30 protein-coding genes are annotated in these 26,470 nt (G+C 43.2%); 11 read left to right on the forward strand and 19 right to left on the reverse strand.

Features of this window, described 5'->3' with window-relative positions; all coding sequences use genetic code 11:
* The first annotated feature begins 59 nt into the window (after nt 1-59).
* On the forward strand, nt 60-242 hold the full coding sequence (locus tag EIZ48_RS29905) for a hypothetical protein (protein ID WP_338046899.1): 183 nt from the start codon (nt 60-62) through the stop codon (nt 240-242).
* A gap of 7 nt (nt 243-249) precedes the next feature.
* Nucleotides 250-552, forward strand: a complete 303-nt coding sequence (locus EIZ48_RS05865) for a phage protein (RefSeq protein ID WP_338046900.1) — start codon at nt 250-252, stop codon at nt 550-552.
* A gap of 37 nt (nt 553-589) precedes the next feature.
* On the opposite strand, the gene EIZ48_RS05870 is transcribed toward EIZ48_RS05865, so the two are convergent.
* The 3 genes from EIZ48_RS05870 to EIZ48_RS05880 form a co-directional block, all read right to left on the reverse strand.
* The gene (locus tag EIZ48_RS05870; protein ID WP_160649212.1) at nt 590-1,168 is read right to left on the reverse strand and encodes a hypothetical protein; all 579 of its coding nucleotides are present in this window, start codon (nt 1,166-1,168) and stop codon (nt 590-592) included.
* On the reverse strand, nt 1,165-2,241 hold the full coding sequence (locus EIZ48_RS05875) for a hypothetical protein (RefSeq protein WP_160649213.1): 1,077 nt from the start codon (nt 2,239-2,241) through the stop codon (nt 1,165-1,167). The genes EIZ48_RS05870 and EIZ48_RS05875 overlap by 4 nt, the downstream gene beginning before the upstream one ends.
* A 283-nt stretch (nt 2,242-2,524) precedes the next feature.
* Complete coding sequence (locus EIZ48_RS05880; RefSeq protein ID WP_160649230.1) at nt 2,525-2,722, reverse strand: hypothetical protein; 198 nt, start codon at nt 2,720-2,722, stop codon at nt 2,525-2,527.
* Nucleotides 2,723-2,861: 139 nt separating this feature from the next.
* Between EIZ48_RS05880 and EIZ48_RS05885 the strand changes: the two genes are divergently transcribed.
* Nucleotides 2,862-3,077: a hypothetical protein gene (locus EIZ48_RS05885; RefSeq protein WP_160649231.1), complete on the forward strand. Its 216-nt coding sequence runs from the start codon at nt 2,862-2,864 to the stop codon at nt 3,075-3,077.
* Nucleotides 3,078-3,415: 338 nt separating this feature from the next.
* On the forward strand, nt 3,416-4,114 hold the full coding sequence (locus EIZ48_RS05890; protein ID WP_160649233.1) for a hypothetical protein: 699 nt from the start codon (nt 3,416-3,418) through the stop codon (nt 4,112-4,114).
* Between the two features lie 23 nt (nt 4,115-4,137).
* On the opposite strand, the gene EIZ48_RS05895 is transcribed toward EIZ48_RS05890, so the two are convergent.
* Nucleotides 4,138-4,725 (reverse strand): GNAT family N-acetyltransferase, encoded by a 588-nt coding sequence (locus EIZ48_RS05895; RefSeq protein ID WP_160649235.1) that lies wholly within the window; start codon nt 4,723-4,725, stop codon nt 4,138-4,140.
* A gap of 745 nt (nt 4,726-5,470) precedes the next feature.
* On the opposite strand from EIZ48_RS05895, the gene rpoS reads away from it, so the two are divergent.
* The gene (rpoS, locus tag EIZ48_RS05900) at nt 5,471-6,346 is read left to right on the forward strand and encodes an RNA polymerase sigma factor RpoS (RefSeq protein ID WP_075767512.1); all 876 of its coding nucleotides are present in this window, start codon (nt 5,471-5,473) and stop codon (nt 6,344-6,346) included.
* A 492-nt stretch (nt 6,347-6,838) separates the two neighbouring features.
* Nucleotides 6,839-7,378 (forward strand): DUF1439 domain-containing protein, encoded by a 540-nt coding sequence (locus tag EIZ48_RS05905; RefSeq protein WP_160649236.1) that lies wholly within the window; start codon nt 6,839-6,841, stop codon nt 7,376-7,378.
* 75 nt (nt 7,379-7,453) lie between these two features.
* On the opposite strand, the gene EIZ48_RS05910 is transcribed toward EIZ48_RS05905, so the two are convergent.
* Entirely contained in the window at nt 7,454-7,753 is a 300-nt protein-coding gene (locus tag EIZ48_RS05910) for a hypothetical protein (protein WP_160649238.1), read from the reverse strand.
* A gap of 230 nt (nt 7,754-7,983) precedes the next feature.
* Complete coding sequence (gene chrA / locus EIZ48_RS05915; RefSeq protein WP_160649240.1) at nt 7,984-9,132, reverse strand: chromate efflux transporter; 1,149 nt, start codon at nt 9,130-9,132, stop codon at nt 7,984-7,986.
* A 491-nt stretch (nt 9,133-9,623) separates the two neighbouring features.
* Here chrA and EIZ48_RS05920 point away from each other — a divergent pair, with 491 nt between their 5' ends.
* Together EIZ48_RS05920 and EIZ48_RS05925 are read left to right on the forward strand one after the other, a co-directional pair.
* On the forward strand, nt 9,624-10,553 hold the full coding sequence (locus EIZ48_RS05920) for a LysR family transcriptional regulator (protein WP_160649242.1): 930 nt from the start codon (nt 9,624-9,626) through the stop codon (nt 10,551-10,553).
* A gap of 88 nt (nt 10,554-10,641) precedes the next feature.
* On the forward strand, nt 10,642-11,190 hold the full coding sequence (locus tag EIZ48_RS05925; RefSeq protein ID WP_160649243.1) for an OmpA family protein: 549 nt from the start codon (nt 10,642-10,644) through the stop codon (nt 11,188-11,190).
* A gap of 38 nt (nt 11,191-11,228) precedes the next feature.
* Here the strand turns inward: EIZ48_RS05925 and EIZ48_RS05930 are convergent, their stop codons facing one another.
* Nucleotides 11,229-12,338 (reverse strand): 1-acyl-sn-glycerol-3-phosphate acyltransferase, encoded by a 1,110-nt coding sequence (locus EIZ48_RS05930; protein ID WP_160649245.1) that lies wholly within the window; start codon nt 12,336-12,338, stop codon nt 11,229-11,231.
* 273 nt (nt 12,339-12,611) lie between these two features.
* Between EIZ48_RS05930 and EIZ48_RS05935 the strand changes: the two genes are divergently transcribed.
* Nucleotides 12,612-13,298: an AraC family ligand binding domain-containing protein gene (locus EIZ48_RS05935; RefSeq protein ID WP_160649247.1), complete on the forward strand. Its 687-nt coding sequence runs from the start codon at nt 12,612-12,614 to the stop codon at nt 13,296-13,298.
* Between the two features lie 95 nt (nt 13,299-13,393).
* Here the strand turns inward: EIZ48_RS05935 and EIZ48_RS05940 are convergent, their stop codons facing one another.
* Both EIZ48_RS05940 and EIZ48_RS05945 read right to left on the reverse strand, forming a co-directional pair.
* On the reverse strand, nt 13,394-13,852 hold the full coding sequence (locus EIZ48_RS05940) for a hypothetical protein (RefSeq protein ID WP_160649249.1): 459 nt from the start codon (nt 13,850-13,852) through the stop codon (nt 13,394-13,396).
* Between the two features lie 130 nt (nt 13,853-13,982).
* The gene (locus EIZ48_RS05945; RefSeq protein WP_160649251.1) at nt 13,983-14,528 is read right to left on the reverse strand and encodes a nicotinate-nicotinamide nucleotide adenylyltransferase; all 546 of its coding nucleotides are present in this window, start codon (nt 14,526-14,528) and stop codon (nt 13,983-13,985) included.
* 183 nt (nt 14,529-14,711) lie between these two features.
* On the opposite strand from EIZ48_RS05945, the gene nadE reads away from it, so the two are divergent.
* On the forward strand, nt 14,712-15,548 hold the full coding sequence (gene nadE / locus EIZ48_RS05950) for an NAD(+) synthase (protein ID WP_160649253.1): 837 nt from the start codon (nt 14,712-14,714) through the stop codon (nt 15,546-15,548).
* An 85-nt stretch (nt 15,549-15,633) separates the two neighbouring features.
* Here nadE and EIZ48_RS05955 read toward each other — a convergent pair whose 3' ends face one another.
* The 10 genes from EIZ48_RS05955 to EIZ48_RS06000 all read right to left on the reverse strand — a co-directional run bounded on the left by EIZ48_RS05955 (nt 15,634) and on the right by EIZ48_RS06000 (nt 25,136).
* On the reverse strand, nt 15,634-16,149 hold the full coding sequence (locus tag EIZ48_RS05955; RefSeq protein WP_160649255.1) for an HD domain-containing protein: 516 nt from the start codon (nt 16,147-16,149) through the stop codon (nt 15,634-15,636).
* A 171-nt stretch (nt 16,150-16,320) separates the two neighbouring features.
* Nucleotides 16,321-16,494 (reverse strand): YoaH family protein, encoded by a 174-nt coding sequence (locus tag EIZ48_RS05960; RefSeq protein WP_160649257.1) that lies wholly within the window; start codon nt 16,492-16,494, stop codon nt 16,321-16,323.
* Between the two features lie 67 nt (nt 16,495-16,561).
* Nucleotides 16,562-17,767, reverse strand: a complete 1,206-nt coding sequence (locus tag EIZ48_RS05965; protein ID WP_192928472.1) for an NnrS family protein — start codon at nt 17,765-17,767, stop codon at nt 16,562-16,564.
* A 158-nt stretch (nt 17,768-17,925) separates the two neighbouring features.
* A complete protein-coding gene (locus EIZ48_RS05970; RefSeq protein ID WP_160649259.1) occupies nt 17,926-18,792 on the reverse strand; it encodes a DUF2861 family protein in 867 nt (288 codons plus the stop codon).
* Nucleotides 18,792-19,463, reverse strand: coding sequence for a winged helix-turn-helix domain-containing protein (locus EIZ48_RS05975; protein WP_160649261.1), 672 nt, complete (start codon nt 19,461-19,463; stop codon nt 18,792-18,794). The genes EIZ48_RS05970 and EIZ48_RS05975 overlap by 1 nt, the downstream gene beginning before the upstream one ends.
* Nucleotides 19,438-20,880: a sensor histidine kinase VxrA gene (gene vxrA, locus EIZ48_RS05980; RefSeq protein ID WP_160649263.1), complete on the reverse strand. Its 1,443-nt coding sequence runs from the start codon at nt 20,878-20,880 to the stop codon at nt 19,438-19,440. Before vxrA ends, EIZ48_RS05975 begins: the two co-directional genes overlap by 26 nt.
* Before the next feature lie 177 nt (nt 20,881-21,057).
* On the reverse strand, nt 21,058-22,431 hold the full coding sequence (gene pntB, locus EIZ48_RS05985) for a Re/Si-specific NAD(P)(+) transhydrogenase subunit beta (protein ID WP_160649265.1): 1,374 nt from the start codon (nt 22,429-22,431) through the stop codon (nt 21,058-21,060).
* Between the two features lie 10 nt (nt 22,432-22,441).
* Entirely contained in the window at nt 22,442-23,998 is a 1,557-nt protein-coding gene (gene pntA, locus EIZ48_RS05990) for a Re/Si-specific NAD(P)(+) transhydrogenase subunit alpha (protein ID WP_075767528.1), read from the reverse strand.
* A 453-nt stretch (nt 23,999-24,451) separates the two neighbouring features.
* Nucleotides 24,452-24,730, reverse strand: a complete 279-nt coding sequence (locus tag EIZ48_RS05995) for an HlyU family transcriptional regulator (RefSeq protein ID WP_160649478.1) — start codon at nt 24,728-24,730, stop codon at nt 24,452-24,454.
* Nucleotides 24,731-24,944: 214 nt separating this feature from the next.
* Nucleotides 24,945-25,136, reverse strand: a complete 192-nt coding sequence (locus EIZ48_RS06000; RefSeq protein WP_160649267.1) for a hypothetical protein — start codon at nt 25,134-25,136, stop codon at nt 24,945-24,947.
* Between the two features lie 268 nt (nt 25,137-25,404).
* Between EIZ48_RS06000 and EIZ48_RS06005 the strand changes: the two genes are divergently transcribed.
* Nucleotides 25,405-26,358, forward strand: a complete 954-nt coding sequence (locus EIZ48_RS06005) for a hypothetical protein (protein WP_160649269.1) — start codon at nt 25,405-25,407, stop codon at nt 26,356-26,358.
* Nucleotides 26,359-26,470: the final 112 nt, after the last annotated feature.

Below are 26,470 nucleotides of genomic sequence, written 5' to 3' on the forward strand. Positions count from 1 at the left end.
CGTCATTCCTCGTGAAAAAGTCATTGAAAACAGTTGTTTAAACCGAAACGTCGCCATTTTTGCCCGCTTGGTTTGCGGCTAGATTGGTCCGTGCCGAAACGCGGACTCTGTGGCGCTGGTGTCCGTACGCCGTGTTCCATCGTCGCCAGCAATCGTGTCTGCGGTATCCATCGGAAAAAGCCAAGAGCTTCAACCCGATGGCCGAGAAGCTGCTGATTATCTTGCCCGCGCAAATCTTATAAAAATCAGGTGCCGGACGATACCCGCTGGCGCGGTTTCCGGGTCGACGAGGATTACGCGGTCATCGTGACGCCCACCGGGCGCCGTTTCAGTCCCAAGGAGCTGGATTCGTGGGCCGAGCGCGTCGACGAGTACCATGCCCTGAAACGGATGTACGAGCTGGACTATGTCCCGGTGCGCTCCAGCGTGGTCACGCCGCTGCCGTTCCGCGGCGGCCGCCGAGTCAAGGAGGTACAAAGTGACACGGTCACCAAGGCCAAGAAAAAGGCATACAGGAAGATACAGGCCAAGCGGAACAAACAAGCTCCCTAGCCTGCGGGCATGAAAAAGCCCGCTATTGCGGGCTTTCTTAGCGTTTTGATTGCTTGATTGAAATTTTTTTATTGTGTTCTTTCAAATATGCTAATTCTTCTTCAGTATAAGATGGCTTTTTATCTAACTTTTCAATAGCATTTTTAATTTCTACACTCTTAATTTTCCTGTTCTTTACTTTGGCTTTTAGATTAATCACATCACGGCTGATTTTTATTAGCTTAAACACGGTAAAAAGGCACACATATATCAATGTGATGCCAAGTGATGTAAGAATTAATAAAACCTGAAAGTTATCGATAGTAATAAAAGTTATCGCTAAAACAAAAACACTTGAGATAATGTAGAATATTTGAAGATGCCACAGTTTTTTTGTGTAACTGTCAACAATCAGTTTTAACTTAGCATGCTCACTAGATTTAATATCTTCAATGTCGATAACACTCGAAACCTGGGTCATTATGGAGCTACACATGGTGGCGACAGGCGCCACAGCTGCCCATATAAAACGGAGAACAGGCTTCATTGTTGACATTGTTACAGGGTCACTAAGAGTGTACATCACACCAAGCAAAACAAATGCTGATGATACTAATAACCCTAAAAGTAGCTTCATGCTGCCTCTATAGACTCAAGATTAATTTGATCTTTTAACCATTCCCTAATTTTCAAGTGTAGATCGAGAATGTCAAGAACACCATCTCTATAAATGAGGTTTAGTTTTTTATTAATGCTTAATTTATTACCTTTAAGTTGACCAACTTTGTCATAGTCAATCTCAACTTCTATGTCATCGTCATTCATATGGCGTAAAGCACAAGATAACGAATTTATGATGTTTTGTGACTTTTTCTTTGCTTTTCGTTTGTATGTTACTTCAACAGAAACCTGAAGATCGCTACCTTCTAGTGCATCTGCTAATATTTCTTCATCTGTAATATTAAACCTATCTCTGACTTCAGAAGGAATCATGTCCTTAATAAAGCTTAAACCTCTTCCTGATGGTTTAAAATTAACCTTCTTTGTTTGAAGCATATCAACATATTCAGGTTCATTCTCCATTTCTTTGATTGGTTTATCATTTACCTTTTCTATAATTTGAGAACCAACTCGTAGTGTTTTTGTGTTTGCTTTCTCAATTTTCTCCCGTTGTTCCTTAGGAATCTCTTTGGTAAGCATAAAGCCTGCATCTTCAAGAACACTTGAACTATGTAGAAGCCAGTTAATATGCTTTTCTAAGTCACGGATTAACAGATATGATGATTGAATGATTACGACGTGATTTTCAAACACAGCAAAATACATTATTGAGTCTAAAAATTCTCTTCTCTTTCCATCTTCTGCCACGGGAGGTGCAACTTGCTCAATTGTTAAATGCTTAGCACCATCATCAACCTTAACCATTGATTTATAAGCACCATCTGAATAGCGAACAACCTCTCCAAATAAGATTCCAAAGCTCTCGCTCGTATGGTTTATGAAGATTTTAACCTGATCAAGGTCTTCATCATGTTGTGATGTATCTTCGGCCGCAACTAACTGATAACGGTCTTTAACATATGGCATGCTTTTTAAAGCAGCAGTTAAAAGACTCTGTAAAGTAGCAGCCGTTTTGTGATTACCAATCTTAGCCATTCGATAATGGAGCATTTTGTATTTATGCTCAACAACGCTTTCAACTTCTTTCATCATCAGCTCTTAGTATACTTGCCTAAAAATATAGACAAGATTATCACAACTGAAAATATTCAAACAAACAATAATTAAAAATAAATCACTTACTAATCATTCACTTCCCGTTCCCACTCTAACTTTAACAGTCTCTTGTCATGGCTATTCAGCACTTTTTTAGTTCATTTAGTACTGATTCGTGGGCTCTAACTGAACGAAAAAGTAAATAACACATAATAAGAGTTGGAGGTGTTACCCCCAACTCTGAAAACAGCTTGATGAGCTCTCCCATCCGGGCCCCCTAGCCTTTTTCTTTGCGGGCGACATCCCAGAGGCCGATAGTGGCAGCGGCTGCAACCGGAATGGCTCCGCCAATCTGAGCGCCAGACTCACCAAGGGTAACGGTGACCAGCTCGCTATTTCCGGTCAGCAAGCCGATAACAGCACTGCCGAGCAGCATCAGTCCGGTCTTGGTGCTGGATTCTTTCAGGTTAATCATAACAGTCCTTGTGAAGTGCGATAACCTAGGTCATATGAGAACTGTTTATATACAGTTCTCATATGCTCAACACTTGCCCCTACCCATTAATGGTTAAACCCATTTGCATAGTCTATGTTTAAGACGTGGGGAGATAGAGGTGGATATGAATGCAGCTGATTTAAATAAACATGTACAAACTTATCCTGATATGAAGTGTTCGGCTTGTGGTGAAATGTATAACTATGTTTTCTTACAATCAGCAACACTCGCTTTTTGTCCGACCTTGAATATGGTTGAGCTTGATGAAGCTCTCCTTCAGATAAAACAGGAACGACTCCAAGGTAGAGTTGATGTGACTTGTAAAGATCATTAAAGCCCCTTTCGGGGCTTTTTTTGTGGATGATAAAACAATTTGATCAATTTTCCTCTTTTGGATCCCATAGTCTTTTTCCTTTCAAGCAATGTCCCAGAAGCCGATAGTCGCATCAGCAGCAACGGAAATGGCCCCACTAAGTTGCGCACCGGACTCACAAGGGTGACGGTGACCAGAGCGCTATTCCCAGTCAGAAGGCCAAGGCAACAATGCCGTGTAATAGCGTGTAATAGAATCAATGATGATAAAGACCTATATTGACCTTGTTCCAGTTAGCGAAGTTTGCTTGAAGTAAATGGAACTTTCGCAATTAAACTTCAATAAAAGGAAACAAAGATATGTCTCAAAATTATCACGAGCTCCAAGAGTCACTTCTTGATCTAACTAGTTCAGTCAATTTGTGGACAAGTAGTTTAAACAACGCGATTGTAACCTCTTCAAATACGGTCACTATCAACGAGAAGACAGTATTGAACAGTGACTTGGGTGGCCTAGGAGCATTTGTTGGCGTCTGGGAAGGAACTGGTGCGCCAAATAGTATGAGCCAAATTGTCGGTAAAACCGACTTAGACGGTACTTCGCGTGGTCAGTTTGCATCAAAAACGATAGAAACAAGCGACCCCGGTGTGAACCTGATGAATGGAACCTATAGCATTGGCTTGTTCCTTCGTGCTGGTGATGTGCTTTCCTTAGTTGCAACTGCACTGCTAAATCAATCTAACCCATTGAATTATCAATCTACTTCAGTGTTTGTCACAAACGCAACAACTCAGAACATCAGCGTTAATTACCAAGTACCAAATAATATTGCACCGGGTTCACGATTAGACTGGATTTACCTATTTAAAGGTGATCAACCAGTTATGAACAATTCAAGTTACCTAAAACATGTTGCTGTAAGTTCCAATAACCCCGGCGGTATTGTAACTATTGACGTGAGTGGACTTACACTAACACCTGGCCATTACATTGTTCAGTATAACCCTGGTCACTCTCTTCAGACTGTAGGTGCAGCATACTCGTTCTACATTCAATAATACTCGGCAATACAGAACTCGCCTTACAAGTTTTGCTCATCACAAGTGAGGCGAGTTTCATCACGATGAAAACCATCCTTTAGAGCATGGAACCACTCCTCGCGAAGCACACCCAGTTTAACCGAGTCGTAATATTGCCCCTGAAAGTAGCGTACTTTCCTCAGTCTTGCCTCTAGTGTCATACCAATGGATTGTGCGCAAGCGACCATTCTTGGATTACCAGACCATGTCGTTAACCCAACACGTGCAATTTCAAGCGTATTGAACAGGTGTGTTATCCAAGGGATTAGAGCTTTTCTACCCACTCCCTTACTCCAGTAGCGGCTATCGTAAATGATGACGCCAACTTCTAGCCACCGTGTTCGCTGGTCTTCCCAGTAGTAAGAAACACTGCCAATCACTACTCCCTGGTACTCAATCAAAAGCGCGTCGATACCTTCACATAGCCGCTTAAACATACCAGCTTCGAATTCTTCCAGTGTCGGTGTTGAGTACGGAAAATATGGACCGTTAAACTTTGTCCACTCTTCATCTGTAGTCAGCAATGAATATAAAGGTAGTTTATCTTCACTAGTAGCAACTCTTAGCTTTATTTCATCAATATGGAGCATAGGAGGACCTTCTATTACTGTTGTTCAATCTTGTAAGAGTGACACTGTAACCCGATTGAAAAATCATACAATTTGAGCCATATATTAGATATAACTATTCTACCAATTAATAAACAGCAAAAAACCTGCTAGGAGCATGGAATACGCATTCCAACACAAATAAAAATTGAACTCACAGAAATGAATTTTAATGATTACTCTCTAGAAATAATCATTATTGAAAATCATATAATCGCTAAAGGAAATTTATAAAACATTCAGGCAAGTGATACCTATCGCAATATTCTTAAGCTAGCTGATGAATTTAGTTAAAGATAATTTTCTCAGCTATTATTAATAGAAATTAAGCGATTAAATTTTATGTAACTATATATAGCCATCATTGACGGGCGTCACAATAAAATAACCCAGACGCAACAAGTTACAGCGTCACAATGGCATTTTAGGCACATTAATCATGCGTAATATACATCCACTTAGATATCCCCCTTCTCCCAGAATGATTATATCCCATTGATATAAAAGCACTAACCTTTTTACTCATGTCAAAATACAGCATTAAATCATTTCTTAAAATGAAATTCATGATCCATTGCCCTACCTCTTCTAAATAACAAATGGTTATACCTATTTGCAATATTTGAGGTGTTATCGAATAGAATATGCAACATGTGTATGTTACTGTGGTTGTGTATAGGAAAATAAGTATAAAAATATTGTTGTACAATTTATTGAGGGAAATGGTATGGATATCAGACCGCAAGATGTACATGGATTTGAAACAGATGTCATACACCTATATCTACAGGATATAGCGCAGAAGCCACTGTTATCTAAACATGATGAAATTCAATATAGCCGTAAGAGCCTTTTAGGTGATGAGTATGCAAAAGCTACGATGATTGAAAGTAATCTTCGCCTTGTTGTGAGTATTGCGAAGAAATACCGTGGTAGCGGCATGTTATTAAGTGATCTAATCGATGAAGGAAACATCGGTTTAATTACTGCCGTTGAAAAATTCGATCCGGAACGCGGATTCCGATTTTCAACTTATGCAACATGGTGGATAAAACAGACCATTGAACGCTCTATACACAATCAAGCCCGTACGATTCGTCTTCCTGTGCATGTCTCTAAGGAAATAAATACGATTCTGCGAACTTATAAGCAGTTAATGAAAAGCTCCAACCAGGAGCCAAGCCATGAAGAAATTGCTGAGAAGCTTGAACGAAGTGTCGATGATGTCTCAAGCGTATTAGCGCTCGATGCTCCTGTTGTATCTATTGACCAGGCAATCACAGAAGACAGCAACTCACAGACAATTTCTGCATTTATTGCCGACAACACATCAACCCAACCCGATACCGTTATCAACAAGCAGGATATACGAAACTTGGCAATATCGATGTTGGACTGCCTCAATGAACGAGATCGAGAAATCATTTGTCGTCGTTTTGGTCTGCTAGGCCATGAAGTGCAGACATTACAACAGGTAGCAGATGAAGTGGGTTTAACCAGAGAGCGTATTCGACAGCTGCAAGTAAGCTCCTTGAATAAGCTAAAGAATACATTAAAACGTAACAATTATGATCTTGAACTACTCTTCTCTGAAATCGCTTAACAACACCCTATGATGAGTGTTCAGCCTAACTGGACACTCATCATGCTCTCCCCCTCTAACAGTGAGTAATTATGCTGTAACTTGCTAACTAAAACTGAGCTCAAACTCCAAATCATTACCACGTCAGCCCATCATGCAACTGTAATTCCCATATACTGCTGCTAACAAACAATTAACCAGGTACTTCGATGATTCGGAAATTAGTCAGTGCGACACTTATCATAACTCTGCTATCTAGCGCGTCTTATGTTTCTGCGAACAGCGAAAAGCATGAAAAATGCCTGAAGACACGCGCCAAAATAGAAAAGATTCACAATAAGATGCGGCAGAAATACACTAACAAACAAGCAGTGAAGTACCGTAAGCAACTGGATAAGCTGTATAAAGACGAATTTAAATTCTGTTTTTAGTGTTTCTTGTGTCTGAAGTGGCAGACAACAAATAGATTGCTGATACTTAAAGAATGTTTGAGTAAAACTTAGAAGGTCAGCAGTGAAGAAACTAGTCGCCTTACTCATTACTTTTGTATTGTCATCTTGCGCAAGTTACAGTGTAACTGAGGGTGAGATTCAAGATTATCTTGATAGTCGTGCTGCTTTTGAGAGAACTGTAGGAATAAAAGGGTTAGCCTACGCCAATGTTAAGTTCAGTGACATAAAAGTTGGCATAGGACGAGTGGCTGATGATCGAGTAAGTCTAGACGCCAAATCTCAGGCAAAACTCATGATATCGGGCCAACGGCAACAAGAGGTGGCCATAGATGTCAGCTTTAGTGCAGTGCCCTATTATGACAAGGATGAAGGCGCTATTTTCTTGAATGATCTTGAGGTTGAATCGCTAGAGTTCACACCTGATGAATTAACAAACTTTGCCAGCAAACAGTTACTGTCCTCAGTTGTTGAAATGGTTGGCCAGCTGATTCTGACCCAACCCGTTTACCGACTCGATGAAGAGGATACAAAACAGTCGCTGCTAAAAACGGCAAAGCCAGAGTTATTGATAAAGAACCATTCATTGGTAGTACAAATGTAGCCAAGGACTCCATCCTAGAGCCCCGAATATACCTGACTTCATACCTAGTTTGTAATTAGTTTCGTATCTACCTTCTTAGTTGGCGTCGTTCTTGGATTGGTCTAGAAAATTGGTGCCAGCAGCCTCATCAATAATGTGTACTGCCCGCTCAGCTTCGAAGGCTTTTTTCATGGCTTCTGCAGCATAATCTCGTACTGTTTTCCCTTGCGTGCTAATGGTGATAATTATGAATAGCAGTACCATTAATACCCCAGATGAGACAGCAACAATCACCTTTCTGACAATACGCTTCTCAGATTGACGAAGTTCTTCTTGAATTAGCTCAAGTACATCATAATTGGTAAGATTTGGTCGAACTTTTCTTTTTATCGTCATTTGTTGTGTTCAAGTGTGTATGTAATACCAAAACACTAGCAGGACTGACTTAACATTAGCTTAATCAACAAAATATCCCGATAGATTTCACTTATTAAGCCTGTTTTTACAGTGTTTATATTTATAACGTGAATGATGTATGGATATTTCATTTAGATACAAATTATAAAGTTATAGTGCGTTAGGGATAAGAAAAATAGCAGCCTTTTGGCTGCTATTTGAATATTGGCTTAGATGATAAATTTATACCCGGTGAACAAGATGATCAGTAGCCAGACAGGACAACTACGATACTTCAGTAGAAGGTAACCCACGACGACAGCAAGAACATCTAAAACTGATCCTATTGATGTCAGAAGCACAGGCTTAACAAATGCACTAGCCAACAAGCCTACAACACTGGCGTTAACAAGCATAATCGATGACTTCAACCGGCTATGGTTAACTAAAGCACTCCACGCAGGCAGGAAAGCAAACAGCAAAAGACTTCCTGGTAGGAAAACAGCAATGGTTGCAACCAAGCTGCCTAATACTGGGCTATCGGCAAATGCAGATGCACCGAGATAACTCGCCATCGTAAACATCGGGCCTGGTACAAGCTGCGCAGAGGCATAGGCACTCAGAAACGTATCCTGGCTGACCATTCCATCAAGCATTGGTTCCAACAGCGGCAGTACTACGTGCCCACCACCAAAGACAAAACTACCCGCCTGATAGAAGATATTAAACAAACCAAACAGTTCTAACTGCCCTGCGAGCATCGGCATGCCGACAAGTAACAGAGCAAAGAAACCCAGTATAAAGACGTTTGGCTTAATAAGCGTATTCTCACCCGAGTCTGACTGAGTGGCTCCGTCTTTAAATGAAAGTAAAAAGCCAAGTGTAGCAGCACAGAGAATAGGAAAGATCTGCCCTATCAATCCAGTGCTGAAATAGACTCCTACCGCCGCCAAACAGGCGACGCTGAAGGTCAACTTTCCGGTCAGATTCTTCCTGGCCATTCCCCAAAGCGCATCTGCGACCACAACAACAGCCAATAGCTTCGCAGCCTGTATAACAGTGTCGATGATAGCGACATCATTGTACTGCTGGTTACCAATAGCCAATAACGTCAGCAGCAAAAAAGATGGAAAGGTAAAGCCGATGAACGCCGAAGCTGCACCAAGATAACCCGCCTTCTTATAACCGATATACATACCAAGTTGGCTACTTGCCGGGCCAGGCAAAAACTGACACAAAGCGACTGCGTGAGTGAAGTCCTGATCACTCAGCCATTTTCTATTCTGAACGAACTCCCGCTGGAAATAACCGATGTGAGCGGCAGGCCCCCCAAAACTGTATAAACCCAAAACAAAGAATCGCCATAACACTTTAAACATACAACCTCCTAATGAGGCTTCATCATAGTCAACCACATTAAATTAATAAAATCGTTCAATTTGATGATCCACATCGATTAAATCAATAGTAAAAGACGCACATCCAAAGATCCTTGATGATCAGAATAAAAAACTGATCGGTAGTAATGGGTGTAATTTAGTTACAAAACTAGAGTTAGTATTGTTTACACACAAAAACTATAATGTAAGACACTGAAATGTCTAAAGTAAATATTTACTAACCTACTATCAGTAAGTGACTGCTACTCAAAGCAAACAAACGATTATTCTGTATGGGCTGGATTTATGAATATCTACAAGATCTTAGGCTTAATAGTGAGATCTTCTTCTTATTACAGAGATATATTGAGGAGCGTGCGTAAGGTACCGATAAATTTCACTGTGACATTGTCACAGACCATGACCTAGATTATTTACCGGTTTGTAATCAATGGTATACTTTTAATGTTGTCTCTTTATGGTTCTCCCCTATGCTAGAAAATCTTCAACAAATGGTCATCCTCGCTACTGTTGGTCACGAACAAAACTTCACTCGTGCAGCAGAGCGCCTTGGCATCTCGAAATCACAAGTCAGTAAGCAGATTCGTTTTCTTGAAGAACGATTAGGCTGTCAGTTGGTACAGCGTAGTACTCGCGCCGTAGCACTAACAGATATAGGTTTGCAGTATTCGGAGTACGGTCAGCAGTTACTGGATACAGTCAGTGAAGCTGAAGCAATGGTCGCAGGTTACCGTAATGAGATTAAAGGCGTGCTTCGCGTCGGTATTGCGCAGTCATTTGGTAATGCCAACATTACATCGGCACTGGCCGAGTTCCAAAAATCCCATCCAGATCTAGAGCTTGAAGTCAGTTTATTTGACCACCGCCCTAACCTGCTTGAAGAAGGCTTTGACTGTTGGGTTGCAATTCACGAACACCCACCTGAAGGTATGGTGGCACGTAAACTAGCCGACTGTAAGTTTGTTGTCGTTGCATCGCCAGACTATCTGAAAAATCATGGCACGCCATCATCACCAAGTGAATTGCGTAAACATAACTGCATTACTTACCAAAGTCGTGAACGAAAATACGTTAACTGGGAATTCACACGCGATGGTGTAAGACAATCAATTCGAGCAAGAGGCACTTATCGTATCGATAACGCGCCGGCGGTTCTCGATGCAGCATTGTCTGGATTGGGCATTGCCTACCTGGCTACCTACCTAATTAATGATGAAATCGAGACTGGTAGACTTGTTGAACTACTACCTGAGTGGAAAGCTGACGTAGAACTGCCGATTTATGCTGTGTACCCACGCCGCAAATATCTCGCGCCTAAGGTTCGTTCATTTATAGATTTCATGTCTGAAAGTATGGCAGTTCCGCCTTACCGTACCCCCAACCCCGCCATTAAACGCTAGACAGGCAAATTCCTTCTCAATTCTGTAGTTGTGATTCTAGAGAGATGTTCTAAACCTAAAGTAGTGCTTTACTGCTTTAGGTTGCCTAATGTCGTGCAAACAAAAACAATGCTATTCGTTGATTCCGTACTTACTGAGCGGCATCTTGCTGGCTGGTTGCGGAAATGGAAGTGACGCCGTCACTAATAGCCAGGGACAACAATCAACATCTCCATCCTCTGTAGTACCAAGCGCTAAGATCCTGCTAACTGAACTGCCCGAAATGCGTCAAACTGTGTATTTTGAAAAAGATAGCTACGAACTTGATGCAACCAACCAACGTGATCTTGATGCTATAGCAGTCAGGCTCAGGCAACATCCCGACAGTTTCATTGTCGTGGTTGGACACAGTGATGACAGTGGCAACGAAGAAGAAAATATTGTGCTTTCCTATGAACGTGCGTTTAGTGTCGCTATCTATATTTCATCTGTTTTTGGAGTCGAAGAGGAAAGAATCCAGATAGTTGCGGCGGGTTATAGCGAAAAGATCGCGAAGGGTTCATCAGAGGCAGAAAAAAGAAAAAACCGGCGGGTTGAAGTGTTGTCTCCTAAAGCGATAGTAAGAACCTTGAGTGCCACTCCCGATCCTAAATATTAAACTTGACAGCAGGTAGTTAATACCTGCTGCCAGTCATCTTATTGCTGTTTTTTCAGTGCAGGAAATGCGTACATCTTCTTCAAGATATCGACTACACCTGCTGGCAAATCAGATAGCTTTTCAGAGAATCGTGTTTTCTCTGCATCTGTAACAGACTCATGCGCCTGGTCTGCTGCAATATAGTTCGCCGGAAACAAGTGATAGTTTTCGGTGATCTGGCGATCAACTTCTTCAGCCAGTTCTTCTGGTGTTTCAAACGGTGCCTTGATCACATCGCCAAAGCTAACATGAATGCGGCGCTTTTGGCCCACAATGCCCTGGATAATACTTTCTATATCCTCGAGTTCGCCTTTCTCGTAGCTACCAGACGTTGCTTTCTCGTAAAGCTCTTTTGCTTTGGCTACATCACATGGATCATTTTCATAGGAGATGGCAACCGGAACGATATTCAGCCCCGCGATAAACTCACTGAAAGATTGCTTGCGCTTGCGTCCTTCCATGAAAAACATTTTCAGAATCGCCGGATCCGTTCTATCGTTTCCGTCTTTGGCTCGTCCCTCTTTCTGAGCGATCCAGATAGAATTGCCGGTTTCAAGAGAGTGAGAAATGTAGCTTGAAAGCTGACCAAGTGCCTTCATCATTTCGCGCGGCCCTTTCGCGGAACGCTTTACAATGAAGCTTTTGTTCAGGCGCATTAATTCTGTCGCACAAGGCTTCTTAAGCAGATTATCACCGATAGCGATGCGAACTGTTTTAAAGTTCTGCTTATAGAGACACCAGTTAACCATCGCAGGATCCATGGCGATATCACGATGGTTTGAAATAAACAGGTAAGACTGATTCGGGTCAAGCTTCTCCATACCACTATTTGTGACACCGTCACATGAGTGATCAATGGTAGCGTTCATATATTTGGCGACCTGGAACTGAACGTCTTCTACTGTCTTGACGCTAGACCATTTTTTAATCAGGAAGCGTTTGATCAACGGGATCAATAACCAGCCAAGTACGCCTGATAGTTGGGGAAAACGATAATTTAGGATTGCAGAAATGAATTCCTTATCGTTAACAAGGCGTTCAATTGCCTCACTTACTTCGTCATCGTTATACGGACGGATCTCTTTATATATATCGTTATCAGTTTGCACAGTTATGCTTCATATAAAATAAAAACCGCGACATTTTACGCAGATTTATCAGTTTGCCCAATGACATGACGCAACTACCTGCCTGGTTGGAGGTCATACCACATAAATATGGATAGATTTCAAACACATTACCGTAATTTAAGTGATGGTGTCTGTTGTTAGCGTAGCAATTCTTACTAAAAATGCATCAAATCACGGACTAATCCATGCCAATTATTGACGGTTTGCTTAAAACAGAACAATATGTGCGTGCTTTTTTGCTAGAGACTTACTATGAAACAGGCTATAGAATTTTCACACAACATTCAAAACTTCCTACACGTTGGCTCACGCCGCAAAAGTCATACTTCTTATATGATTGTTGTTCAGGAAGGCTCTGCGCTTGTCCGACTTGGTAAGCAAGAATTCTTAATCACGAAAGGTGCCGGTTTCTGGATCCCTTTTGACTGCCTACATGCACTCACCATTCTACCGGGAACTCAATATGACAAAGTCGAGTTTTCTGCCCGTTTAACAACGCCGGTATGTAAAGAAGCTGGCTTTTTCTCTGTCAGTAAGCTGTTAGCTGCACTGCTTGTCGAATTGCGGCAAGAATCCAAAACGCAGTCGCCTGATAGCCTTGACGGCCCGGCAGGCAATCTGCTGCGTGTAATAGCTGATCAAGCTGCTAAGTTAAAAGCTAAAACAAACTCACTCTGTCCTGCTTTGCGCAATGACTATAATGGCAAGCTCAGCCAGTTGCTAAAAGGTGACAAGGTAACGGATAAACCAGCACTAGCCGCCATTTCGGAGATCATTGGCTTTTCAAGCAGTGAGCTTGAAGCATGTATAGTAATGCGCGAGGCGCTTAAACTATCCCGCTCAGGCCGTAAACTTGAACAAATTGCGGATACGCTGAATACACCGAAGGACACGATTGCCGCACTAGCAAAACCGATTCTTGGACAAGAACTCGGTTAGCGTTCGAAATAAGCTAGACGAAATAAAGCGACGTGCCAACGTCGCTTTTAAAATAGAAGTGGTAAATTTGATGCGGTGACCGGTGGTGTATATGGTTACTGAAAAGGGATCTCGACTTGTAGCGAGATATCATCTAGGTTTTCACCATGCCAGCGATAGTCGACCCTGACGCGTGTTGAACGGCCGTCTTCCCCACCCACGCCAAAACTCATTTGTAATCCGTGGTTTTTAATCCACTCTTCGGCGTCTCTCATCGACTCGATATCGGGATCCTCGTACTTGGCCGGAACCCAAACACCAAGGCCGAAAAACTGTGAATTAGACTTTGATTTGGACGACACTACTGGCGAGCCATTGTTGCCTTGCCAGTCATCCCAGAAATCACTTTCAGTCTTTGACTCAGGCTTCCATGCTTGCTGGGTTTGTTGACGCTCGGCAGGAACATAAGAATCTGGTGGCGAATCGTTGATAACGCTGCAAGACGTCGAAAAGGTTTTTTGCTCTTCGACCGTCATGCCAGCTAGCTGACTTGCTGTAAATTGTTCACAAGGCATAGCCCAAGCATAAGCGCTTATTGAACTGGCTATGAAAGCATAGATATATGATCTTATCTTACAACTGCTCAAAACAAGCCTTCCGATACCATGGTGAAATAACAAGGTCACCCGATATCGTTATTGCTTGTCATTGATCCTTGGTGCTGGTCTCGTGAAAGCAATAACGCGTTCGGTCATCAAGCATTCTAGCCACTGTTGGAGTCGTTAAGTGTGAGATGGAACGCTTATTGACAATATTATCACGTAAATTTGTGCTTCGTATGCTAACCGTCTCCGGACATGCCAGGATTTGCCATTTTTTGACAATTTCCTGACAATTGTAAAACTTCGCAAAATTAAGAAAGTTATCCGGACCAAGCACAAATGTAAGCTCAGCATCTGGTATTTGCTGCTGCAACTTGCAAAGTACTGCATAGGTCGTTATAGGCTCGTTACCGACAGCCATCTCTTGCTCCAACCGTGATAGCTCCAGGTTTGGCAGGTTGAGATCATCGATAAAAGCATCAACCAATTCACAACGGGCATCATAGTCGATCATCACTTTTCCCCACGCATGCGCATAGCTTGGCAACAGTAATACGCGGTCGAAGCGCTGCAGCCTTTCTAGCACAGATTTATGCCCCAGACTGGGCGGATTAAATGCGCTACCAAACACGGCAATTGATGCTGTCATGACTAGAATGCCCCTTTTTTATACCGATTTATCATTAATTTGGATTTATTGTGAGTTCAGGATTGATCCTGCCTTAGAGTTATCGCATGATTTTGGTAAAGATTTAATGCAAACCTGAATTTTTTTGCATTCGGTTGAGCTAAATGATTAGAAACTGGGCAACGCCCTGAGGATTCATTCACTATGGAACAGCTTATTCGCGCAGAGATGCGTGTCCTGCCAGAAATTGATGTCGATTTCGAAATTCAACGCCGTGTCGGTTTTATTCAGCATAAACTGAAGCAGGCAAACTGCAAGTCTCTGGTTCTTGGGATCAGTGGCGGTATCGATTCCACACTTTGCGGTCGATTGGCTCAGCTTGCAATTAACAGACTGAATGACGAAACCAACACGCAAGATTATCAATTTATCGCAGTTCGTCTGCCTTACGGTGAACAACACGACGAAGACGAAGCACAGCTGGCTCTTTCATTTATTCAACCGACCCACTCCATCAGTATAAACATCAAAGACGGTGTAGACGGTAGCCATGCCAGAACCCTCGAGGCGTTGGAAGGTACGGAGCTTCTGCCTTCATGTCACAACAAAGTCGACTTTGTAAAAGGCAATGTAAAGGCACGTGCCCGCATGATTGCCCAGTATGAAGTGGCTGGCCTTGTCGGTGGTATGGTTCTGGGTACTGATCATTCAGCGGAAAATATTACCGGCTTCTATACCAAGTTTGGTGATGGTGCTTGCGATCTTGCCCCTCTATTTGGCTTGAACAAGCGTCAGGTACGTCAACTTGCTGCTGCACTGGGTGCGCCGGAACTTCTTGTGAAGAAAGTACCGACAGCGGATCTGGAAGAGCTTGCGCCGCAGAAACCCGATGAGCATGCACTACTGGTAACTTACGATCAAATTGATGACTTCCTGGAAGGAAAGCCGGTTGAGACAGAAGTTGCAGAGCGTTTAGTTGAAATCTACCAGGCTACACAACATAAGCGTCAGCCAATTCCGACAATTTACGACGAAGAATAATTCGACACAAATTCGCTAATAAACGTAAAAAGGGGCTAAGCCCCTTTTTACGTTGTGCTATATAGTTACGCTATATTATTCCTTGCTACGATGCTTCCGAATACTTGAGTAAGTTATCCAATTCCCACCAGATAGCCTCGCATAGGCCTTTTCGATAAACCGCTTGCTTAAAATCCGGGTGTTCTTGTTGGTATAAATGAAAGTATTTTTCGGTACTTTTTGAGCTTGCTCTGACATTAGCAAGACGGTCACACGCTTTAACGATCAAAGCAATCCTGGCCGCCTCCTCGTCGACATCCAGAGCGCCTAGGCGAAAATTAATATCGGCTTTTCTAGCTGCTCTGTCTTCAAGCTTACCGTCACTCATATAACCAACAGCATCGGCAACCAGGTAGCCAAAGTCAGCCGCCAGTTCATCAATACTCGTTGGAGTATCTTCAATAACATCATGTAACTGGGCGACTATCATCGCATCTGTACCAAATGGACTGGCTAACCGTGAAACCGCATCGAGATGGACATAATAAGGAACAGCACCGTACATTTGATCTTTGTGTTTAGCACGAGCAAGTGTACGAGCTTTCAGGTAACGGTTATTCATCCTGCCCCCTGTGCAAAAGTCCTTATAAAAGCTAACCTAATTATTCTATTTCAGCATCAGTCTGTTTGCTAAGGGTAGATATAGCTCTTGAGATTTATCGCACAGTTTGATGAAAAAATAGGCACCCAAAGGTGCCTATTTTTCATGAATGAATTAAATCAAAGCGATAAGTTATGATTCTGTTTCACTCTGCGCCGCTTGCTTCTTCGCGTCAGCTTCACGAATTTCATTGGCAACGATCATAATTGCCTCTCCACTGCTGATACCCTGAGCCATCAGTTCATGTATCTTATCTGCAGCCTTTTGCTGTTGTTCGTGGGTCAATGTCGGCACGTTGTTAAACATAACGGTTCATTCTTATCGATATAAAGGGAGCGTTATTTTAGGGATAATCATGGTACTTGTCACCTATTTATCCCGGACGACCATCCAATCGAGGCTTGGTTAATATCGGATAATACACAACAGTGAATATCGCAAAGGCAATTGCCCACAGAACCGCTGACAAGATATACCCATCAAGCATCACTGTAGGGAATAGCATCACGACTACAGTTCTAATTAGCGCTGATGCCATTAAGGTTACAAAAGCCGCCACCATGACGCGATTAATCTGCAAACTTCTTCCGGTATGGCCGAGAGAAACACGCGCTATCATCGCCAGAATCATACAACCAATACCACCGACGGTAATGAAATGAAGCGCTACACTGTAACTAATACCTTCAGTTTGGAAGTGAACAGCAAGTAGTAGCATCCCAAGAATCATAAACAAATAGGCAAAGTGCAACAGCCACAGCAGAGGTGTTTTCAGAGTAGAAAACGAACGCCAGCGTACAAAACGAATTAGGTTAAATATACCGGTTGCCGCTAACAACAGAGGCAAAGTGGAGGTACTTACCGCTTCTGGAATCGGCAGCAGTACATTTGCAAGTAGCAGCCAGCTTGGTATCAAGGCTCCTAGTTCAATCCACTTAACGCGGGTGATCTGCTCAGTATTGGTGCCTCGCCATGTAAAGAAGGGAATGACCCTGCCCCCGACGACGAGCACTATTACCGAAATTACAATCAGTGACATGAAGGATACTGAGCGCAGATCGGCTTCACCGACACCAAGCGCCAGCATATGAAAGCGAGCGTTAAGATACGTTAAGAGCAATATTAAAGGAGCGAAAAATAAGTTGTTCCATTGCTTACGTATAACAATCGGCTTTGCCAGGAAATAGGCAGCCAAAGGCATCCAAAGCAGATCAAGAATCATGATTGCAGTGCTTGGCATACCAACAAGAAGACCAATACGGGCAAGCAACCAAAGCATGAATATTGAAGCCAGCTTCCAGCCACGTACACCGGGGTTTCCGGTCCAGTTTTGAACGGCAGTCAGTAAGAAACCAATTATGACGGCACCAGAAAAACCAAATAACATCTCATGGCTATGCCACCACAACGGATTGCCATACATCAGCGCACTGAGATCAACAATCCCAGACCAGAATAGAGCCCACAGCAGCATTGAAATCACTGAAAATGCGCTCGCTCCAAGAAAAAAAGGACGAAAAGCTAAGCGAAAAACGGGGATAATACGTTGTTCTTTTTCGCTATCGAGGATCTGCATCATAGGTAAACCTAAACCCACATCTAAACATGCATTAATAATACACCTTAAAAGGTACAATTAAAATACATGTTTATAAATAAACATTTCCCGAAGAGGAACAGGTTTACCTTAATTATAGCTACTTTATGTAAAACAGGTACTTAGGTGTTTTGAGGATATCACAAGCCCGGATAATCAACAGGCCGAGTGATCGTTTGAATATCTAACACCGAGATGTCACCCTGCCAGCGGCTTTCTATCAGGCCAACACTCAACCAGTAACGCCCGTCCGGAACATCAATTTTGGGTAATGTTGTTGGCAACCGGCCATCAACATCTTCGGTCCAGAGCGGAGTCCACGTAGTGTCATTCAGATCATACAGACTCATAGACAGTACAGCCGACGGACAGGCAGGATCCGGTAAACGCCCTTGCTCGATACGCCAATTTTTACTGTCTTTCCAGCCTATTCGTTGCTTGACTGTGGGTTCGGTCAGCAAGATCCAATGATTGAAGCTATCTTCACCGTCAGTATTAATGGTTAATTGATACAAACCGGCTCCGATTGGTTTCTCAAGTCGACGGGTCTCAACAGAAAAATAACCACCTTCCTCTACGTTAGGTGTACTGGCGATGATGTTTTGATTTGGCCACTTAGTTAGCTTAACTTCGGCAATATTCGATTGAGTGACTCCCGCTATCGATAACTTAAGCATGGTTTGATTAAGATTTTGAATCACTTCACGCTCAATCGATAAATTAGGTATCCACGGCGGTAGTACTTTCTGCGCCAAGCTTCGTCCGCAATCTTCCGTAATTGCCAGTTTGAATAACGCATTGAGATTACTTCGTTGATCCTGATTCGGATCCTGTTGCCATGCCTGAACCATACTGTCAAAACTGTCAGACGTCTTACCTTCAAGCAGCCTTTGGTGGGCAACAGTGTATGCATCTTGCCCTGTAAACCAGTTTGCAGCCACACTCGGAGCAGCTAGCACCGAGTGCAGAATAAACAGTGAACAGGTATACGAAATCTTACTCTTCACTACGACGATTTCATCCGATAACCTACCCCACGCAGTGTTTCGATTTCGATACCTGCCAGCTTCTGGCGTAGCTGCAGAATATGCGTATCAACAGTACGTGTTGTAGGGTAATGATTGTAGCCCCAGACTTGGTCAAGAAGCTCGTCACGGGTGAACACTCGGCCAGAGTTCTTTGCCAGAAAGACCAAAAGCTCAAACTCAGTACGAGTCAATACAATAACGTCACTGCCCTTTCTAACCTCTCGGCTATCAAGATCAATATCTATATCACCAACAGAGATTACATTGGCAACAGGCGCTTCTTCTGTACTCGTACTGGCAGAACGCAGGTGTAAACGTATCCTTGCCAGCAGCTCTTCTTCTGCGAACGGTTTGGTCAAATAATCTTTCGCTCCCGAGTCCAACCCGACAACTTTGTCTGACACTGATACCATTGCAGTAAGCAGAATAACCGGCACATGCTTAATCAAGAGCCAGTCATTTAAATAATCCAGCGAGTCACCTTCCGGTAACTGGCGATCCAACACGACCAAATCAGCATTTGGCCATAAATCAGCAACCTTTGTCGCGCAATCGGCGTACAGGCATTCATAGCCAGCGTCTTTTAAGGCTTCGAGTAAACCATCGGCAAGGTTGCGGTCATCTTCAACCAGAAGCAGAGTTTGATTCACACGGTATCTCCAAAATAAATGTTGTAGGAGGGCCTTCAAGCTTCATGCGCCCTCCCATTCTACGAATCATCGATTCAACGATTGTAAGGCCAAGCCCCAAGCCTTTTTCACTTACAAAGGGCTTCCTTAATCTTGCCCAGTCCTTAGAACCGAGCGGTCCATTGTCTTTAACCCTTACAATTAGTTTTCCGTCACGAAACGATGAAGTTAATGTAACTGGCGCTGTGCCATATTTCTGAGCATTAGATAACAGATTGTCAATACATGTGCCCAGCCAATAAATGTTTACGTTTACGGATCTGTCTTCACTAAGTTCTAGAGACACATCCTCATACGGCTCACTTAGGTATTCAATCCATTCGTTGAATGAATCAACCTGCTGAACACTCAGCTCCTGCTGATTAGCCTGCAAATAGTCTTTGCTGGCTTCGGCAAGCTGTCGTAGTCGTCTTGAGTCTTCCGTCAAACGCCTGAACTCATCATATAGACTTTCGGGCAAAGCATCAAAGTGACGCCTAAACCCTTCGACAGTCAGTGCCAAGCTGGCGATCGGCGTTCTGAGCTCATGAGTCAGTATTTGCAATACCAGCATCCGTTCCTGCATGGCACGACGACGAATGCGTAATCGATATGCTCCCCAGCCAATCAATAATGCAACATTGGCAACAAGTAGACCAACCAGCAAATAAAATGTCAGATGGGATTTATCCACCTCCTGCCAACATAGGTTGCCGCTTTTAACCAAACAGAAGTCAGTCTGGTTCAATCGGCTAAAGCTAATATCATATTTATCAAGCGCGAAAGACCATGTTGGCTGGTCATAAATATGGTATTCGTTGCCATTCCTAATCCAGAGTTCGCCGTTAGAGATAAAGGTCTCAGCTCCAGCGATAAACACCTGAATTTCATTGCTACTCATGCGCTGCAAACGGCCAAGAATAGTATTGGTTGGTGCCAGATCCCTTTCCTGAATATGCAAGAAACCATCAAGCTGCTCAGCCGAGTCAGGGTGCTTTTCCAGGTACCGGTCGGCATAGCTTCCACCACCAGGATGAATATAGCCAGAGCGTACAAACCACCCCTTTGGCAATACTGTATTGTTACAAATGGCTCTGGTAAAAACGACAGGCTGAGTAACCAGTGGGCTGACAGGCCAAGGACCTTTGCAAGTTATTGCGTTGGTATAAAGCCTTTTCAGCGATTTGAGCGGGTATGCTGCCGATTGAGGTAACAAACTAGAAGGTAATAACAGCGAGTTTGGGAAGCGGCTTTGAAGCTGACGAAAGTCGTATGTCGCTAAAGGCTCACTATTAAGTAGCTCTGAGCGTACCGCGCTAAGTCGATCGGGTAAATTCTCAACTGAAGCCAGGCTAGGCCCTGAAACTAATAGCAAAATTAATAAGACATACTTTTTCATAAGCAAAGTGTATCACTCAATGCCCCCCTATTGTCAGAAAATTGTCATTAGTTTAAGACAGTTATGAAACGAGCACTTTCTTGCCATTAAAGTGATTGTTATTTCTGGCATAAAATTTTTTTAAAAAAAATGGGAGCCCCAAAGGCTCCCATTTTCGTCTATCTCAATATGCAAATATTAGATATGTTCAAGAATCTTATTACAAGAATCTTTTGCATCACCAAATAGCATTTGAGAGTTTTCTTTAAAGAACAATGGATTTTGTACACCGGCATAACCAGGGTTCATTGAACGTTTAAAGACGATAACGTGCTTGGCATTCCAAACTTCTAATACAGGCATACCTGCGATTGGGCTGTTCGGATCTTCCATCGCCGCTGGGTTAACAGTATCGTTCGCGCCGATTACCAGTACAACATCCGTCTCGGACAGATCATCGTTGATCTCATCCATCTCAAGAACGACGTCATAAGGTACTTTCGCTTCAGCGAGCAGTACGTTCATGTGTCCAGGCAGACGACCCGCTACAGGGTGAATACCGAAACGAACATTAATCCCTTTCTTGCGTAGCTTATCAGTGATCTCATGTACTGGGTACTGTGCCTGAGCAACGGCCATACCGTATCCAGGAGTGATCACAACAGACTTCGCATCACACAGCATTTCAGCGACTTCTTCAGCAGACGCTTCGCGGTGCTCGCCATAATCATGATCAGCTGATTCAACAACTTCAGTACCGAAACCACCGGCAATAACGCTGATGAACGAGCGGTTCATCGCCTTACACATGATGTATGAAAGGATTGCACCAGAAGAACCAACTAGAGCACCTGTTACGATTAGCAGGTCGTTCGCCAGCATGAAACCAGCTGCTGCCGCTGCCCAACCTGAGTAGGAGTTAAGCATTGAAACAACAACAGGCATATCCGCACCACCGATTGAAGCAACCAGGTGATAACCGAACGCAAATGCAATCAAGGTAACAAGAATAAGCGCGAATGTTGAACCTTCTACATTAACGAAGTAGAACATCAGAAGAACTGAAACAACAATCGCAGCCAAGTTTAGCTTGTGACGGTGTGGAAGCATCAGAGACTTAGAGTCAATAATGCCACGCAGTTTACCGAACGCTACAATCGAACCAGTAAAGGTTACCGCACCGATGAATACACCAAGGAACACTTCAACAAGGTGAATGTTCAATAGCGCACCAGTTAGATCACCATGGTCGATGTACGTGTTAAAGCCAACAAGAACAGCAGCCAGACCTACAAAGCTGTGAAGAATAGCAACCAGCTCTGGCATTTCAGTCATTTCAACTTTCTGCGCCAGACGGATACCAATAGCTCCACCAATTACCATCGCCAGAATAATCCAGCCGGTTCCCTGTGCTTCAGGACCGAAAATAGTGGCAATCAGCGCAATAGCCATACCCGCAATACCGTAATAGTTACCGGCACGTGCGGTTTCTTGCTTGGATAGACCCGCAAGAGACATGATAAAAAGTACCGCAGCAACAATATATGCTGCTTGTACGATTCCTGCAGACATGTGTTACTCCTTATTTGTCTTTACGGAACATTTCAAGCATCCGCTTGGTGACAAAGAAACCACCAAATATGTTGATACTTGCAATGAGTACGGCAATAAATGCTAAGAGAGTTACCAAACCGATACCTTGACCGATCTGCAATAGAGCACCAACGATGATGATGCCGGAAATTGCATTGGTAACAGACATTAGCGGTGTATGCAGTGCGTGCGTTACGTTCCATACAACGTAGTAACCCACAACACATGCCAGTACGAATACCGTAAAGTGAGAAAGGAATTCAGCAGGCGCGTAATTTGCGATCCAACCAAATGCTGCAATACCAGCAGCCATCAGTCCGTATTTCTTCGCCGGAGAAGCAGGCTCTTCTTTCACCTCTTCTGGCGCAGCAACTTCCTGAACAGGCTGTTGTGGCTGAGCAGATACCTTGATAGGTGGCGCAGGCCAGGTTACTTCACCTTCTTTGATAACAGTAAGACCGCGTAACACTTCGTCATCGAAGTTGATATCGATATTACCGTCTTTTTCTTTGCAAAGAAGTTTAAGCAGGTTAACCAGGTTTGTACCGTACAACTGAGAAGACTGCGTAGGCAGACGACCAACCATATCAGTGTAACCAATGATCTTGACACCATTCTCGGTAGTAATAACCTTGTCAGCCTCAGTGTAAGCACAGTTACCACCGTTTGCTGCGGCAAGGTCAACGATAACACTGCCCGACTTCATTGAATCAACCATCTCTTTGGTGATCAACTCAGGTGCCGGACGGCCAGGGATCAATGCAGTTGTAATGATGATATCAACGTCTTTGGCCTGCTCTGCGTATAGACGCTCGGCAGCTTTGTTGAACTCATCAGACATTTCTTTTGCGTAGCCATCACCAGTGCTGGTGTCTTCCTTGTAGTCGACTTCAAGGAATTCGGCTCCCATGGATTCAACCTGCTCTTTAACTTCAGGACGAACGTCAAAGGCACGAACGATAGCACCCAGGCTACCAGCAGCACCGATAGCAGCAAGACCGGCAACACCAGCACCCGCAACAAGTACTTTGGCAGGCGGTACTTTACCAGCTGCAGTAATTTGGCCCGTAAAGAAACGTCCAAACTCGTGAGCTGATTCAACAACAGCACGGTAACCGGCAATGTTAGCCATCGAACTCAAGGCATCAAGTGCCTGAGCACGAGAAATACGAGGCACTGAGTCCATTGCCATTACGTTGATGTTTTTGCCTGATAGCTTTTCGAGCAGCTCAGGATTCTGAGCAGGCCAAATGAAGCTGACAAGGCTTGCGCCTTCTTTAATCAAGTCAAATTCGTCAACGCCGGTTTCATCGTTTACCTGCGGTGCATTGACTTTCAGAATAAGGTCTGACTGCCATACTTCCTCAGTTGAAACGACTGTCGCACCCGCAGCTTCATAAGCTGCATTGTCGAAACTTGCGTGTATACCAGCGTTTTGCTCAATCGCAACGCTGAACCCCATTTTTATAAGCTGATCAACCGTTTTAGGTGTCGCAGCCACTCGCGTTTCATTGGCGAGTATTTCTTTTGGCACACCAATTTGCATTATTATTCCCTGAACATTGGCAAAGAAGTAACGATTTTGTATCCAACCCACTCAGTAATATCAAGTACTTTGTAGGAATAATACAAAACTTTCCAACATATGCGTTGTTATTTACAACGAATGTTACCTTCTAACAGAAATAAAAGAACGTTTATAACACCTGGACAGAGGTCAAACCACGAATAAAATTAACAAAATACGCACGAAAAGCTGCATAAATCGCCACGCTTACCGAGTTTAACCATTAAATCGTCCAAAACAGCACTCTGATTAAGCAGAATGCTTGTTTAAAACTCACCAGGAGAAGATACGCCTTGAAAGCTTAATTGGCATAACTTAAGCCTATCTATCCCTGATGAACTTGCGCAAAATTTACTACTTCCCAGTAGTACCACCTGCCGAACGAAAATAAAAAAAGCCAGTGGCAGGTACTGGCTTCTTCTAATCGAATAATCACTGAAACATGCTGTCGCCAGTTTGATCGATGAACATCTTCGCTTTGTTCAACATGAACTCTTCAGCATCTTGTTTAGATGCAAGTAAATCTGAGCGAATAAATGTATGAGTCTTCATCTCTCCATCAATTTGCTTGCAGATCCGGCCTGCAATACGGAATTGTCCGCCTTCGGCGATTGGTTCTGGATAGATAAGATAGCCCTCGTACTCTACAGGCTCCACCTCAGCAACCTTGCTTTCTTTATCTAACCCAAACAGTTTTGAGAAAAAACCCACTAAATTCATCTCCGTGGCTCATACACATACGGGACCATAATGCCATATTCTTTGAAAAAATAATTAAACCAAGATTAAAATATGGCAAAAAAGTTCAATAAAAATGCCGCCAACAGAAACAAATCTGCAACAATTCAGATAAGATAAATTAAAGAATAAAAAAACGCCGGCAAAAGCCGGCGTTTTTTTGATGTCCTTTGGTTCTGACTTGCTGCTATCGGTACAGACCGATGTCTTTTTGCAGGTGCGCAGGTAAATCAGAAACATTATATTGCTTAGGCGTTTTTGTTCCGCCAAACAAGATATCCAATGCGTGTGCAATCAATCCTTTGATATTAACCGCATAGGCTTTTTTGTCCATTGCGGCTGGGGTTGCGATGGTGTCAAAGTTCAATGCCTGTGCCATGATTGCCTCTCTTTAGTTGTATTTTTGAACTGAGGTAATCTTAACTGCTTATTTTTCCTTCCAAAAATGACAATATTTCCATGTCAAGATTAGTTTTTCTAATGTGTTAAGTAGCAGTTAAAAGGGCAAAAAAAGCCTAGTCTAAAGCTGCAAGTTTTATGCATAAATACCCGCAAAAACACTCTTCAATTGCTTGTTTGGCATAAGCTTGCATTCGCCTTACTTTTTGTATAACAATAATGCAACATATCATAAGAAAATAAAATTTATGCTGAGCTTCCTATCACGCCATTCGTCTCTATTACTTATCATTGCTGCAGTATGCGGCTTCGCATTTCCATCAGCTTCGGCAGCCGTATTTCCCTACCTTCCCTACATTTTATTTTGCTTAATGCTCTTTACACTGCTTGGCATGCAACAGCGCGAATTAATCAAAATGCTGGCACTGCGCTCTGTGTGGCTATATGCCGGCTTTCATTCCGTGTTCCTCTCACTCGTAAGCTGTTCTATAGCCCTTCTGGCCGGCGCCAGCGCCTCACTAACGCTTGCTATATCAGCTGTCGCTGCCACAGGCTCACTATTTGCCACGCCTGCCATAGCCCGCTCTGTGGGCCTTGAGCCCCTAAAAGCAATGGCCATAACCATCTCTTCGACACTGCTAATGCCTGTTGTGCTCTATGTGAACTTATTGCTTTTTCAGGACAGTAGCTTTTCACTGGATATGCAAAGCTATCTTCAGCGTTTGGTTATATTCATTTTCGGCCCAATGCTATTTTCTGCAGTCTGTTACCGTATTGTTCCTCGTAACCTGCTCAGCCGGGTACATGCAAAACTATCCCAGGTAACTATCTTATTAGTTCTGGCTTTTCCATTTGGCCTGATTGGCCCATTCAGGGAAGTATTCGATCAGTCATATTCAGCAGGTATCTTTTTCTTCTTTATTGGGCTTGCTATTTGCGCCTTGTACTTTCTTGCAGGCTATGTTGCCTACGCCAGGGCTGGTATCGATGAAGGATTACTGGCAGCGATTACCTCAGCTAATCGTAATGTACTGCTTACATTTACCGTTGCAGGCAGCTACCTGGGGCCCGATTTTTTGGTCCTGATGGGGGCAATTCAACTACCTACCTATTGTTTGCCTATGCTCGTAAAGTGGCTCAATCGCTATCTGAGAAAAAGTACTGTACTCAAGACATCACCGTCCTCCAATACTGATATCTAACAACCTTGGAAGCTGGTTGAAATCCACGCGAACTCTGATGATAAATCACTCAGCGAGCCATCCAGTTCAAACTTATGCGCCCAAATCGACACTTTCTCTTGCTTGTGTCGGT

Source organism: Photobacterium alginatilyticum (assembly GCF_009910675.1).
GTDB lineage: Bacteria > Pseudomonadota > Gammaproteobacteria > Enterobacterales > Vibrionaceae > Photobacterium > Photobacterium alginatilyticum.